The organism is Trinickia terrae (genome assembly GCF_005144415.1).
GTDB classification, from domain to species: domain Bacteria; phylum Pseudomonadota; class Gammaproteobacteria; order Burkholderiales; family Burkholderiaceae; genus Trinickia_A; species Trinickia_A terrae.
In genome coordinates this window covers 300,120-313,757 of record NZ_SWJE01000005.1, presented here as the reverse complement: position 1 = coordinate 313,757, position 13,638 = coordinate 300,120, and the positions used below count along the sequence as shown (strand labels likewise).

Sequence of the window (13,638 nt, the reverse complement as noted above, 5' to 3'; positions counted from 1 at the left end):
TTCACTCGGGCAAAATCAATAAACCCCGCCAGCAAACGTTTGCAAATCGGCGAATGTTTCCAAATCGAGGTATCTGGCCGCAATGGCTACGCCGTTTGCCGAGCAGACTTACGCACGGTGCATTCACATCCCGGAGGTCTATGCCAGAAATGCACCGCAGCCGCGGCGCCGCCCCTCTCGCATAAACCCCAAATCTCTTTAAAATGCGCCTGCGGCATTTAGCGCCACTAGGAATAGCACCTAGAATAGGCGCCACGGATTGAGAGGCCGTGTTTCAGGTGTACACCGAATTTGCACGCCAACGAGAGAATAAGAATGAGCAGCCAAGACCGGTCCCGCGAGGACCGTCATGAGGTAGCGGACATCCGTCGGTCGAAAAGGCGTTCGCGGGGGCGCCGCACTAGGACTACCGACGCGTCCGAAGACAATCTGTCGTTCGAGGATTACGCGGCCGAGCGCCTGTGGTCGTTTCTCTGCGCTCAGCTCGCCACCGCGCTCGCCGCCTATGTCGTCATGTGCGCCGGCGGCGCCTGGCTGCACGGCGAGCTGTTCACGCACTACGCGCTCGCCTGCGCGGCGCCGGTGCTGCCGATGGGCGCAGCGCTGGCGCTCGCTTGGCTCAATCACCACGGCGAGCGCTCGAGCACGGCCGCGCTCGTGTTCATCGCGGTGCTCGAAACCGGCCTCGTCATCAACGGCCTGCATTGGCAGCACGGCGCGCTCATCGTCCTGCCTGCCTTCGTGCTGGTCCCGCTCATGTTCAGCCCAGTCCTGCAGCGCGGCTGGGATTTCCCGCTTGCCGCGGCGCTCGCCGTCGCCGGCCCGCTCGCGCTGATGGGGCTGCACAGCCTGCCGGCGGATATGCGGTTCGGCATCGCGCTCTCGATGTTCGTCGCGCTCTCGGCCAGCATCGTCACGAACGTCTTCGCGCGGCGCGCGAACAAGAAGAGCTACCGGCTCGAGCACCAGCTGCGCGCGTTCGCCGACATCGACGACCTCACGCAGTTGCCGCGCCGCCGCCGCGTGTTCGAGCTCGGCCGCCGCATCCTGCAGCGCTCGGAGCGCCAGGGCCAGCCGTTTTCGGTGCTCTACATCGACGCCGACCACTTCAAGTCGGTCAACGACCGGTTCGGCCACGACGCCGGCGACCGCGCCTTGCGGCTGATCGCCCATCACATCCAGGAAAGCATGCGCTCGAGCGACGTGGCCGGGCGCTTCGGCGGCGAGGAGTTCGTGGCGCTGTTGCCCAACACTGACCAGATCGATGCGGCACGCGTCGCCGAGCGGCTGCGCAAGCGGATCGAGGACATCCGCCAGTTCGAAGTGACGCTGACGATCAGCGTCGGCGTCGCGCAGCACGTGCGCGGCGAGCAGATCGACCGCGTGATCCGCCGCGCCGACGGCGCGCTGCTCGACGCGAAGGGCGGCGGCCGCAACCGCGTGGTCATCGCCGGCCGCCCCGCCGGCGAGGAGGCCGGAGCCGCCCCCGCGGCGCCGGCAAGCCACGGCACAAGCGGTTCGCACGAGCCGCGCGACGCGGGTGACGAGCCGCTTCCAAGCGAGTGGATCGCGGACTAAGCCAGAGGCTGCCCAGCAACCGATTGCACCACTTCGGTGCAATGCATCACAAAAACTTCATTCAACTCTGCAGGCCAAACGTCGATAACCCGAACGTCCAACCAAACGTCGGCTAGTCGGCCGTTCAGTCATGTCATTTCGCTCACCATCGGCAGCCCCGCTACCCGGTGTCGCCGATCTGATCGCACAGCATGCGCTGTCCGCGGTCTTCCAGCCGATCGTCGATTTCGACGGCGGCGCGATTCTCGGCTACGAGGGGCTGATCCGCGGCCCGGCCGGCTCGCCGCTCGAAGCACCGGCTGCGCTCTTCGCACACGCGGCGCACGAGGGCCTCTCGACCGAGCTCGAGCACGCCGCCGCGCGCACCTGCATCCACGCGTTCGCGAAGCTGAACTGCGAAGGCAAGCTGTTCCTCAATTTCAGCGCGGAAGCGATCCTCAAGCTCGGAGAGACGCGCGACGACACGCTCGCCTGGCTCCTGCGCCTCGGCGTGCCGGCCGAGCGCCTGGTCGTGGAGCTGACCGAGCAATGCGCGATCTCCGACATCGCCGGCTTCGTGCAGATGGTCGCCGCCGTGCGCGAGACCGGCGCGCAGTTCGCGCTCGACGACTACGGCACGGCCAACGCGAGCATGAACCTGTGGGTGCGGCTGCAGCCCGACATCGTCAAGATCGATCGCTTCTTCATCCACGAGATCGCGAGCGATCCGCTCAAGTTCGAAGCCGTGCGCGCGATGCAGCATTTCGCGAACTCGAGCGGCGCGCGGCTCGTCGCCGAGGGGATTGAGAACGAGGCGGACCTGATCGTCATCCGCGACATGGGCATCGGCTGCGGACAGGGCTATTTCTTCGGCCGCCCGGACGCCGTGCCGCTCACGCGCATCGCCGACGAAGCGAAGCAGGCAATCCGCGCCGAGCACATCGCCGTGTTTCCGGGCCAGACGCGCAGCGTCGCGGCCTCGCCCTCGGGCGGCATGGCGGCGGCGAAGATGCTGGTGGCCGCGCCCGCGCTGCCGCGCCAGGCAGCCAACAACGACGTCCTCGATCTCTTCAACCGGATGCCGAACCTGCACGCGGTCGCCATCGTCGAGAACGACGAGCCGATCGCGCTGCTCAACCGGCGCGCCTTCATGGACCGCTACGCGCTGCCGTATCACCGCGAGCTGTTCGGCAAGCGTCCGTGCCTGCAGTTCGCGAACGCGTCGCCCGTCGTCATCGAGAAGTCGATGACGGTCGAGCAGATGGCCAAGCTCCTCGCGAGCGACGACCAGCGCTATCTCGCCGACGGCTTCGTGATCACCGACGGCGGCAAGTACCTCGGCCTCGGCACCGGCGAGAGCCTGGTGCGCGCGGTGACAGAGGTGCGCATCGAGGCGGCGCGCTACGCGAACCCGCTCACCTTCCTGCCGGGCAACATCCCGATCAGCTCGCACATCGCGCGCCTGCTCGGCAACCACGCCGAGTTCTACGCGTGCTATGTCGACTTGAACCACTTCAAGCCGTTCAACGACCAGTACGGCTACTGGCAAGGCGACGAAGTGCTGAAATTCGCGGCCGTCGTGCTCGCCGACATCTGCGACCCGACGCGCGACTTTCTCGGCCACGTGGGCGGCGACGACTTCCTGATCCTGTTCCAGAGCGAGGACTGGCAGGCGCGCGCGCAGAAGGCCATCGCGAACTTCAACGCCGGCGCACAGCGCTTCTATGCGGATGCCGACCGCGCCGCGGGCGGCATCCACGGCGAGGACCGGCGCGGCAACCCGACCTTCTTCGGCTTCGTGACGATGGCGATCGGCTGCGTGCGCGTGCGGCCGCAGCCGGACCAGCGCAACGTCTACAGCAGCGAGATGATCGCGTCGGCGGCGGCGCTCGCGAAGCGCCGCGCGAAGCACGAAGCGGCGGGCTTCTTCCTGATCGACGTCGAGGAAGGCGAAGCGCTGATGCACATGGCGACCGCGACGCCGCATGCGGTCGAGGAAAGCGAGGCGCGGACCGTCAATTGAAACCGCAGGCGCGCCCCGCACCTTTCACTCACGAATAGAACCTTCATCATCGTGTCGCGAACGCAAAGGCACACTGCCGCGTTCGCGACACGCGCCACAGATCCCGCATCACGCATGAACACCACCCGCTTCACCGTCAAAGGCCGGCTTTACGCCTTGCTGGCCGTCGTCGTCCTCGTTCTCGCCGCCGTGGGCGGCATCGGCCTCTACGGCGTCGCGCGCACCGACGCCGCGCTGCACCAGGTGTTCGAAGGCCGCGCGAAAGCGCTGCAGCGGATCTCGACGATCGACGAGCTCGTCGCTCAAAGCCACTTCGCGATCAGCGACGCCGTGCTCGATCCGTCGGCCGCGAAAACCGATGCCGTGGTCACGGCGACGCAAGCCAACCTCGCGACGATCGACCGCCTGCTCGCCGAATACCGCGCCTACCCGCTCGACGCGGACGAACGCCAGCTCGCCGACCGCTTCGCCGCCGATTGGACGACGCTGCGCGACAAGGGCCTCAAGCCGACCATGGACGACCTGAAGGCGAACAACCTCTCCGAAGCGCAATGGGTCGTCACGCAGACGCTCGAGCCGAAGGCGAAGCTCGTCAAGAGCGAGACCTCGCAGCTGCGCGCGCTGCAGGTCGAATCGGCGCAGCGCGAATACGATCACGCGCAGACAGTCGCCGATACCGTGAAGGCGCTCGTCGCCGCCTGCATCGTGACGGGCATCGCGGTGGTCGGCGCGCTGTGCTGGGCGATGGCGCGCGCGCTCTTCAGCCAGCTCGGCGGCGAGCCAGCCTACGCGGCCGCCATCGCCAACGCGATCGCCGAAGGCAACCTCGCGATCGAAGTGCGCGTCGCGCGCAACGACGAGCACAGCGTGCTGCATGCGATGCAATCGATGCGCGACCGTCTCGCGACGATGATCGGCTCGATCCAGGAAGCGGCGGCCATCATCTCGCAAGCGACGAGCGAGATCGCGAACGGCAACGCGGACCTGTCGAACCGCACCGAAGAGCACGCCTCCGGCATCCAGCAGACTGCGAGCAGCATGGAGCAGCTCGCGGCGACGGTGCGCGCGAACGCCGATCACGCACGGCAGGCGAACGTGCTCGCGCTGCAGGCGTCGGCGAAGGCCGAGCACGGCAACGACGCCGCCGTCGACGCGATGGCGCGCATGCAGTCGCTCTCCGACCGCTCGCAGAAGATCCGCAGCATCACCTCCGTGATCGAAGGCATCGCGTTCCAGACCAACCTGCTCGCGCTCAACGCGGCCGTCGAAGCAGCGCGCGCGGGCCAATCGGGACGCGGCTTCGCCGTGGTCGCGCAGGAAGTGCGCGCGCTCGCGCATCGCAGCTCGCAGGCGGCCAAGGAGATCTCCGGCCTCATCAGCGACGTGACCGGCGAAGTCGACGGCGGCGCCGACACGGTGAAGAAAGCCGGCAACACGATCGTCGACATGCTGGAGTCGGTGAAGAACGTCGCGACGCTCGTCGACGAAATCTCGAACGCGTCCGACGAGCAGCGCTCGGGCATCGAGCAGATCAACCGCGCGGTCGCGCAGATGGACCAGATGACACAGCACAACGCTGCGCTCGTGCAAAAGGCCGCCTCAGCCGCCAATGCACTCTCGCACGAGGCGACGGCGCTGCGCGAGGTGGTGTCGATCTTCCGGGTGGCGGCGTAGCCGATAGCCGCGGACACATCGGCGGCGCGCGATCTTGCCGTTGCCTTCCTGCGGCTTACGCGCCGCTAACGCCCAGTAATTTCCCTTAACCGGCGCACTCGCCCGGTAAGGCGCGCCGCAGAACTCCGCCGCCCGTCCCAGTCTAAACTTCACACGGCGCCGCCCCGGCACCGATCGATTCGCGCCACACGCGCGCCAACGAGGACTCGGATGTTTGGGTTGTACGACAGCAGCGTGCGGCTGATGCGCCGCATCTTCGACAGTCGCATCGACGACGCCCCCGTGCTCGATGCGACCCGCCACTTTCCCGATGCGGCCCGCTTCGTCGCGAACTGGCAGGCGATTCGCGCCGAAGCGCTCGACGTCGCCACGAACCTGCGCAACATCCCCCGCTTTCACGACATCATGCGCGAGCAGGCCGACATCTCGGCCAACGACGCGCGCGACTGGCGCATGTACATCATGAAGGCCTACGGCGTGGCCTTCGAGCGCAACCTCGCGCGCTGCCCGACGCTCGCCTCGATCGTCGCGCAAGCGCCGGACGTGCTGTCGGCGTCGTTCTCGTTTCTCGCGCCGGGCAAGCACATTCCGCCGCATCACGGGCCGTTTCGCGGCATCCTGCGCGGCTATCTGGTGCTCTCGATGCCGCTCGACGCGAACGGCAACCCCGCCGCCACGCTCACCGTCGACGGCCACGCCTACGGCCTGCACGACGGCGAATTCATGCTGTGGGACGACACCTTCGAGCACGAAGTGCTGAACGCGAGCGGCCAGGTCCGCATCGTGCTGCTGCTCGACATCCGCCGCCGCAAGATGCCTTTCGACATGCGGCTCTTGTCGAACGCGGTGATTTCGATTGTGCGGCTCGGCATCCGCCTGCGCGGCGAGAAGATCGCTGTTTAGCATGCTTTACTAAACAAACAGATGTTCGTTTCTCGTTGATTCTGCGGGTATTTCCACGTATTCATACGCGCCATTCAGGGTGGTTTCCGGCCGTTTTTACTATACAATCGCCCGAACCTGAATCGACAGAATCGGAGAGATGGGTACAACCATTCGCGACGTCGCCCAGGCGGCGGGCGTATCGATCGGCACCGTATCGCGGGCGCTGAAAAACCAGCCGGGCCTCTCGGAGACGACGCGCCTGCGCGTCGTCGAAGCCGCGCGCCGCTTGGGCTACGACCAGGCGCAGCTGCGTCCGCGCATCCGGCGGCTCACCTTCCTGCTGCATCGCCAGCACAACAACGTCGCCGCCAGCCCGTTCTTTTCGCACGTGCTGCACGGCGTCGAGCACGCCTGCCGCGAGCGCGGCATCGTGCCGTCGCTGCTCACGGCGGGGCCGACCGAGGACGTCGTCGAGCAGCTGCGCCTGCATGCGCCCGATGCGATCGCCGTGGCCGGCTTCGTCGAGCCCGAGACGCTCGCGGCGCTCGTCGCGCTGCAGCGCCCGCTCGTGCTGATCGACCTGTGGGCGCCTAACCTGCGCTCGGTGAATCTCGACAACGCCGCGGGCGCCGCGCTCGCGATGAAGCATCTGTTCGAGTTGAAGCGCACGCGCGTGGCCTTCATCGGCGGCTCGCTTGCGCACTACAGCATCGCCCAGCGCGCGCTCGGCTACCGGCGCGCGTTCTTCGAGGCGGGCCTGCTGTTCGATCCGTCGCTCGAAGTCACGATCGACGCCGGGCTCGACCCCGACACCGGCGCCGCGCGTGCGATGCAGCGCATCCTCGACGCGAGCGGCCCCTTGCCCGACGCCGTGTTCGCCTACAACGACGCCGCCGCGCTCGCCGCGATGCGCGTCGCGCTCGCGCGCGGCCTGCGCGTGCCGCACGACATCGCCATCGTCGGCTTCGACGACATTCCCGCCGCCGCGCATTCCGCGCCGACGCTCACGACGATCTCCGTCGACAAGGAAGCGCTCGGCGCACGCGGCGTCGAGCTGCTGCTCGAAGAATCGCCCGCGCAACTCGAAGTGCGGTTGCCCGTGCAGCTCGTTGCGCGCGCCAGCACCGCCGTCCCGCCCGACACCTCGAGCACGTTCAGCTCCACCGCCAGCACCCTCCTGGGAATCACGCCATGACGAAGCTGCCCAACCAATCCAAATCGCAAGCCCGCGCCGTTCTCGCCACCGTGCACACGAACGCGGCGGTGCCGCCCATCGATGACTTCCGCGACCGCGCGTTCCTGCTTTCGCACGTCGAGGACACCCTGCGCTTCTACGCGCCGACGGTGTTCGACCCGTCCGGCGGCTTTCACCACTTCTTCAAGGATGACGGCTCGATCTACAACCGCACGACGCGCCACCTCGTGAGCAGCTGCCGCTTCGTCTTCAACTACGCGATGGCGTACCGCCAATTCGGCAACGCCAAGCATCTCGAGTACGCGCGCCACGGCCTGAAATTCCTGCGCGACGCGCACTGGGATGCCGAGCACCGCGGCTACGACTGGGAGATCGAATGGCGCGACGGCAAGAAGCGCACGTTCGACGGCACGCGCCACTGCTACGGCCTCGCGTTCGTGCTGCTCGCGGCGGCGCACGCGCTGATGGCGGGCATCGAGGAAGCGCGTCCGCTTATCGCCGAGACCTTCGAGCTGATGGAGCACCGCTTCTGGGACCGCGCCGCCGGCCTCTACGCCGACGAGGCGACGCCCGACTGGCACGTATCCGGCTACCGCGGCCAGAACGCGAACATGCACACGACGGAAGCGCTGCTCGCCGCATACGAAGCGACGCATCACCTCGTCTACCTCGATCGCGCGGAACGCGTCGCGGCCAACATCACGATGCGCCAGGCGCAGCTCTCGCACGGCCTCGTCTGGGAGCATTTCCACGCGGACTGGTCGGTCGACTGGCACTACAACGAAGAGGACAGCTCGAACATCTTCCGTCCCTGGGGCTTCCAGCCCGGGCACCAGACCGAATGGGCGAAGCTGCTCTTGATCCTCGAGCGCCACCGCCCGCTACCGTGGCTGCTGCCGCGCGCCATCGAATTGTTCGACGCGGCGCTCACGCACGCCTGGGACGACGACCACGGCGGCCTCTGCTACGGCTTCGGCCCGGACGGCACCGTGTGCGACCACGACAAGTATTTCTGGGTGCAGGCCGAGACCTTCGCCGCCGCGGCGCTGTTGGCCCAGCGCACCGGCAGCGAGCGCTTCTGGGATTGGTACGAAGAGATCTGGCGCTACAGCTGGGCGCATTTCGTCGACCATCGCCACGGCGCCTGGTACCGCATCCTCACCTGCGACAACCGCAAATACAGCGACGAAAAGAGCCCCGCCGGCAAGACCGACTATCACACGATGGGCGCCTGCTACGAGGTGCTCAACGCGCTCGAACCCGACAACCCCAGCCATAGCAACCGCACGCCGCGAGACGCCTCATGACCGCCACCACCGATTTCCCGCTCTTCATCTCCGCCGGCGACATCCTCACCGATCTCGTGCGCACCGGCGATTCACACTGGCTCTCGCGCCCCGGCGGCGCGGGCTGGAACGTCGCGCGCGCGGTCGCACGGCTCGGCATCCCGACCGCCTGCGCGGGCTCGCTCGGCACCGACTTCTTCTCCGACGAGCTTTGGAACGCGAGTGTCGCCGCCGGCCTCGACATGCGCTTCATGCAGCGCGTCGAGCGGCCGCCGCTGCTCGCGATCGTCCACGAGACGCATCCGCCGACCTACTTCTTCATGGGCGAAAACGGCGCGGACCTCGCGTTCGACCCCGAGCTGCTGCCGGAAGGCTGGATGAAGGCGGCGCAGTGGGCGCACTTCGGCTGCATCAGCCTCGTGCGCCAGCCGCTCGGCGCGACGCTCGCGACGCTCGCCGCCGACCTGCGCGCGCGCGGCGTGAAGATCAGCTTCGACCCGAACTACCGCAACCTGATGGAGACGGGCTACCTTCCGACGCTCGAGACGATGGCCGCGCTCGCCGACCTCATCAAGGTCTCCGACGAAGACCTCGGCCTCCTCTTCAAGACCGGCGAAGCCGACGCGCTCGCGCAGCTGCGCGCGATGAACCCGTCGGCGATGGTGCTCGTCACGCGCGGCTCCGGCACCGCGACGCTCTACGCCGACGGCCAGACGTTCGAGGCGCGGCCGCCGCGCGTCGAAGTGGCCGATACGGTGGGCGCCGGCGACGCTTCGATCGGCGGCCTGCTCTTCAGCCTGATGCAATCGCCGCAGCGCGGCTACGCCGAGCACCTCGCGTTCGCACTGGCGGCGGGCGCGGCGGCCTGCCGGCACTCGGGGGCACATTCGCCGACGCTCGACGAGGTGGTCGCGCTGCTGGCGGACTAGGGCCGCCTCCAACCATCTCTAGCCGCCCGATCGAGCGCTCCGGGCACGCGCGGAACGACACGGTAAGTTCGCAAAGCGCGTGCTAGGATGAATTCATCCCTCTCAAGCGGAGCGGCATCATGGACGACGTCACCTACACCAAGGGAATCTACACGGCCACCGCAACGGCACGGCCGCTGGACGACGGGCGATTCCAGGGCGTCGTCTCGCTCGCGCGCGACGACGCCGAAGAGCCTGAAACGACGGTCTACGAAGTCGAGACGACGAGCGCGAGCGAATTGGAAGCGCTCGACGAAGCGAAGGCGCTCGCGCACCGCATCCTCGGCGAAATCGAACTGTAGCCCTGCGGCATCGCTCTAAAAAGCATCCGCGGGCAACAGCCCGATCGGCGGCGGCGTTGCATGGGGCCCGCTCTGCATGGGACCCGAGTAAATGCTGAAGCGCTAACTCAGGCCGACAGGAGACGAACATGGCCGAGCAACTTTTTCTCTACGGGGTGTATTCGATCCACGTGCGCCCGCTGGAATTGCAGGGCGCGCGCTGGGACGCCGAATACGAAATCCGTCATCGCGACCATCCGGTGCAGAAGTGGACGACGGTCGGCGGCGACAGCGGCTACGCCGACGAAACCGCAGCGGTAGAAGCGGCGCATCGGCAGGCGCTCGCCGATATCGATCACGGCGCGGGCGTGCCCAAGCCTCGCTCGTTTCCCTGAGTGGGGGCGGGGCGGGAGCCGTGCTACGCTGCGGGCGATAGCAACCCGCGTGCCCCGCCGATGCCTACCGAGCCCTCAGATCCAGAGACAAAAGACGTCCGCCCCCAGCGCGAGCGGCACATCCCTCGCGGCCGCAAGATCACCACCTCGTCGGGCAGCGTCATCGCGCACGGCATGCCGTCGCGCGCCTGGTTCGATCTCTACCACCGCGCGCTGAAACTGAACTGGCCGTGCTTCTTCGGCGCGCTCGCCGCGATGTTCCTGATCCTGAACACCGTGTTCGCAAGCCTCTACATGCTCGGCACGAAGCCGATCGCGAACCAGCTGCCGGAAGGCTTCGCGGGCGCGTTCTTCTTCAGTGTCGAAACGCTCGCGACAGTCGGCTACGGCGACATGCATCCGCAGACCGTCTACGCGCACGTCGTCGCCACGCTGGAAATCTTTACCGGGATGTCGGGGATCGCGCTTGCCACCGGCCTCGTGTTCGCGCGCTTCTCGCGGCCGCGCGCCAAGATCATCTTCGCGCGCCACGCCGTGGTGCGGCCGTACGACGGCCGCCAGACGCTGATGGTCCGCGCCGCCAACGCACGGCAGAACGTGATCGCCGAGGCGCACGCGAAGCTGCGCCTCATGCGCCGCGAGACGACGCCGGAAGGCGACATCCTGTGGCGCATCCGCGATCTCGACCTCGTGCGCGACCAGCACCCGATCTTCCTGCTCGGCTGGCTGCTCGTGCACGTGATCGACGAGACGAGCCCCCTGTTCGGCGAGACGGCGGAAACGCTCGCGGCCTGCGAAGCGTCGCTGATGGTGATGATCGAAGGCTCCGACGAAACTACCGCCCAGACCATGCTCGCGCGCAACGAATGGTCGCATGAGGACATCCGCTGGCAGCATCGCTTCGCCGATCTGCTGCACGACGACAAGGACGGCATCACGCACATCGACTACACGAAGTTCGACAAGGTGATGCCAATGGAGCCGGCCGACGAGCAGTCGGCCGAAGCGGCTTAGCGACGGGACTCAGTGCGGCGCTTTGCCAAGAGCCGCGAGTTCGCGCTCTTCGATCGCCAGAGCCCGCGCAGCGGGTCGCCGATGGGCGCGCCGAACTGCGCTTGCGGATATTTGCCGGCGAGGTAGAGAAGCACCGCGCCCGATTCGGCGACGCGCACGCCGTCGTCGTCGAGCGCCGGCAGCTTCGTCATCGGGTTGACGCCGCGAAAGTCGCTCAAGGTCTGCTCGCCTGCCCGGATGTTCACGCGCGCGAGCTCGTAGGGCACGCCGATTTCTTCGAGCATCCACAGCGCGCGGAACGCGCGCGTCTTCGGCCAGTAGTAGAGCTTCATGAGCGGCTCCGAATGGGTATTCGAAGCCCGTAGCGTAGCGCATGCGCCGGGCCGTGGCTCAAGTCGGATTTGAAATCGCTCCGCTCGGAAATCCGGCTGGCGTTGACAATAATCACATCGGGCGCGCTATATTTTCTCTTACGACCATAAAACAAAAAACCAACCGCTAATATTCAAAACAAACGTACCATATAAAGTAAATTCGCATTTCGAATATTCGAGACTCTTGATAATCGCTTGCATCCATCCCATGAAGCAGAATGGCATTTTCTCCACACTCAAGTGGAGACCGGCTTTGGCAAATGACATGGCCGGCTTTCGAATTCATCGCACAAATGGCAATGACACGCCTTCCACATAAGCCTGAGCAACCCTGAATTTCCCTGAATCGACATCCCGGCGGGCCTTCCGGGAGGCCACCGCACAACCCGGGCACCGGCCCGCCAGCCTTATCTCGAAAGCCCTCCAACCCACCTCACATTAATTCCGATTCGTTAATAACTATTGCATGGCGAACCACCCGGACGGCGACCATAATTCACCTCGAAAACAGAGTTGTTTTGAGAAAGCGAACCGAAACAGCCCAGGCAGACGAATCAGAGGTTTCTACCATGAACACGAATTCGATTATCGCCCTGAAGATCAAGGCCGTTGACAGCGTGGCGACCGTACTGGAAGACGTCAAGGCCGGCGACGCCATCACCGTGAAGGACAAGGCCGGCGCCACTTCCGACCTGAAGGCCCTCGAGGCCATCCCGTTCGGCCACAAGATCGCGACGCGCCAAATTGAACAAGGCGAAGAGATTCTGAAGTACGGCGAAAGCCTGGGCATTGCGACCTGCGTTATCCCGGCTGGCTCCTGGGTGCATATCCAGAACATCGAAAGCCAATACGGCCGAAGGCCCTGCTCCACCACTGCGGCTGCTGCCAGCTGATGCCGGACCTCGAGCTCGTCACCGATACGCTCTCGCAACTCGGCTCGCACCCGAACGTCGGCGCGGCGCTCGTCATCAGCCTCGGCTGCGAAGGCTCCAACGCCGACGAGATCGCCACGCGCATCGCCGCCACGGGCCGCCCGGTCGAAAAGATCGTCATGCAAGAACTCGGCGGCACGAGCGCCACGATCCACGCCGGCATCGACATCGTGCAAAAGATGGCGATCGCGATCTCCGCGCAGCAACGCAGCGAAGCGAGCCTCGACGAAGTCGTCATGGGCATCAAGTGCGGTTCGTCCGATACGACCTCGGGCCTGTCGTCGAACATGGTGATCGGCCAGATGACGGACCAGATCGTCGACGCGCCCGGCACCGTGATCTTCGGCGAAACGACCGAATTCATGGGCGCGGAACACATCCTCGCCCGCGGCGGCCGCACGCCGGAAGTCGGCCAGCGCATCTATGAAATCGTCGATGCGATGGAAAAGCGCGCGATGGCGATCGGCGTCGACATGCGCAACGGCCAGCCGACCGCGGGCAACATCAAGGGCGGCCTCTCGACGATCGAGGAAAAGTCGCTCGGCGCGATCAACAAGTCGGGCTCGCGCACGATCGAAGGCGTGATCGAATATCAGGACGTCGTGCCGGGCAAGGGCCTGTGGATCAAGGACTCCCCGGGCTTCGAGCCGGAAATCCTGACGGGCATCGCGGCCTCGGGCGCGCAAGCCATGGTCTTCTCGACGGGCCGCGGCGCACCGCAAGGCTTCCCGATCATGCCGGTCATCAAGATCTGCGGCAACCCGCGCACCTATCAGAACCTGTCGCACGAGATGGACGTCGACGCCGGCCAGATCATCCTCGGCAACAAGTCGCTCGACCAGGTCACGGAACAATGCCTGCAGAAGCTGATGCGCGTGCTGTCCGGCGAGCTGACGAAGTCGGAAGCGATCAACTACAACCGCACGATGGACATCCATACGCGCGGCCCGAAGATCTGATTCGTTGTCTCTCCTCTCCTTGCTTTAGCGACCTTTGAGCCCCGAGCGATCGGGGCTTTTTTTCGCATCCCAAGCCAATCCGAGGATAAATTGCT

The 13,638-nt window shown here is 66.1% G+C and carries 12 protein-coding genes and 1 pseudogene; 12 read left to right on the top strand and 1 reads right to left on the bottom strand.

Features of this window, described 5'->3' with window-relative positions:
* Window positions 1–315 precede the first annotated feature (315 nt).
* The 10 genes from FAZ69_RS10725 (at window position 316) to FAZ69_RS10680 (ending at window position 11,278) form a co-directional block, all read left to right on the top strand.
* Complete coding sequence (locus FAZ69_RS10725) at window positions 316–1,578, top strand: GGDEF domain-containing protein (protein ID WP_136894140.1); 1,263 nt, start codon at window positions 316–318, stop codon at window positions 1,576–1,578.
* Between the two features lie 130 nt (window positions 1,579–1,708).
* Entirely contained in the window at window positions 1,709–3,580 is a 1,872-nt protein-coding gene (locus FAZ69_RS10720) for an EAL domain-containing protein (protein WP_136894138.1), read from the top strand.
* Window positions 3,581–3,694: 114 nt separating this feature from the next.
* Entirely contained in the window at window positions 3,695–5,254 is a 1,560-nt protein-coding gene (locus tag FAZ69_RS10715; RefSeq protein WP_136894136.1) for a methyl-accepting chemotaxis protein, read from the top strand.
* A gap of 210 nt (window positions 5,255–5,464) precedes the next feature.
* Window positions 5,465–6,157, top strand: coding sequence for an aspartyl/asparaginyl beta-hydroxylase domain-containing protein (locus FAZ69_RS10710; RefSeq protein WP_136894134.1), 693 nt, complete (start codon window positions 5,465–5,467; stop codon window positions 6,155–6,157).
* 139 nt (window positions 6,158–6,296) lie between these two features.
* Window positions 6,297–7,334 (top strand): LacI family DNA-binding transcriptional regulator, encoded by a 1,038-nt coding sequence (locus FAZ69_RS10705; RefSeq protein WP_136894132.1) that lies wholly within the window; start codon window positions 6,297–6,299, stop codon window positions 7,332–7,334.
* Window positions 7,331–8,641 carry an AGE family epimerase/isomerase gene (locus FAZ69_RS10700; protein WP_136894130.1) on the top strand — a complete coding sequence of 437 codons (1,311 nt, stop codon included), beginning with the start codon at window positions 7,331–7,333 and terminating at the stop codon, window positions 8,639–8,641. Before FAZ69_RS10705 ends, FAZ69_RS10700 begins: the two co-directional genes overlap by 4 nt.
* Entirely contained in the window at window positions 8,638–9,549 is a 912-nt protein-coding gene (locus tag FAZ69_RS10695; RefSeq protein WP_136894128.1) for a carbohydrate kinase family protein, read from the top strand. The genes FAZ69_RS10700 and FAZ69_RS10695 overlap by 4 nt, the downstream gene beginning before the upstream one ends.
* Window positions 9,550–9,668: 119 nt before the next feature.
* Window positions 9,669–9,890: a hypothetical protein gene (locus FAZ69_RS10690; protein ID WP_136894126.1), complete on the top strand. Its 222-nt coding sequence runs from the start codon at window positions 9,669–9,671 to the stop codon at window positions 9,888–9,890.
* Window positions 9,891–10,018: 128 nt separating this feature from the next.
* Window positions 10,019–10,264: a hypothetical protein gene (locus FAZ69_RS10685; RefSeq protein WP_136894124.1), complete on the top strand. Its 246-nt coding sequence runs from the start codon at window positions 10,019–10,021 to the stop codon at window positions 10,262–10,264.
* Window positions 10,265–10,324: 60 nt separating this feature from the next.
* On the top strand, window positions 10,325–11,278 hold the full coding sequence (locus FAZ69_RS10680; RefSeq protein WP_136894122.1) for an ion channel: 954 nt from the start codon (window positions 10,325–10,327) through the stop codon (window positions 11,276–11,278).
* A 62-nt stretch (window positions 11,279–11,340) separates the two neighbouring features.
* Here FAZ69_RS10680 and FAZ69_RS10675 read toward each other — a convergent pair.
* Window positions 11,341–11,610: pseudogene (locus FAZ69_RS10675) on the bottom strand (glutathione S-transferase N-terminal domain-containing protein); the annotation flags it as partial.
* Window positions 11,611–12,221: 611 nt separating this feature from the next.
* Here FAZ69_RS10675 and FAZ69_RS10670 point away from each other — a divergent pair.
* The gene (locus FAZ69_RS10670) at window positions 12,222–12,545 is read left to right on the top strand and encodes a UxaA family hydrolase (RefSeq protein WP_136894119.1); all 324 of its coding nucleotides are present in this window, start codon (window positions 12,222–12,224) and stop codon (window positions 12,543–12,545) included.
* Window positions 12,545–13,543 (top strand): UxaA family hydrolase, encoded by a 999-nt coding sequence (locus FAZ69_RS10665; protein WP_136894117.1) that lies wholly within the window; start codon window positions 12,545–12,547, stop codon window positions 13,541–13,543. The genes FAZ69_RS10670 and FAZ69_RS10665 overlap by 1 nt, the downstream gene beginning before the upstream one ends.
* Window positions 13,544–13,638: the final 95 nt, after the last annotated feature.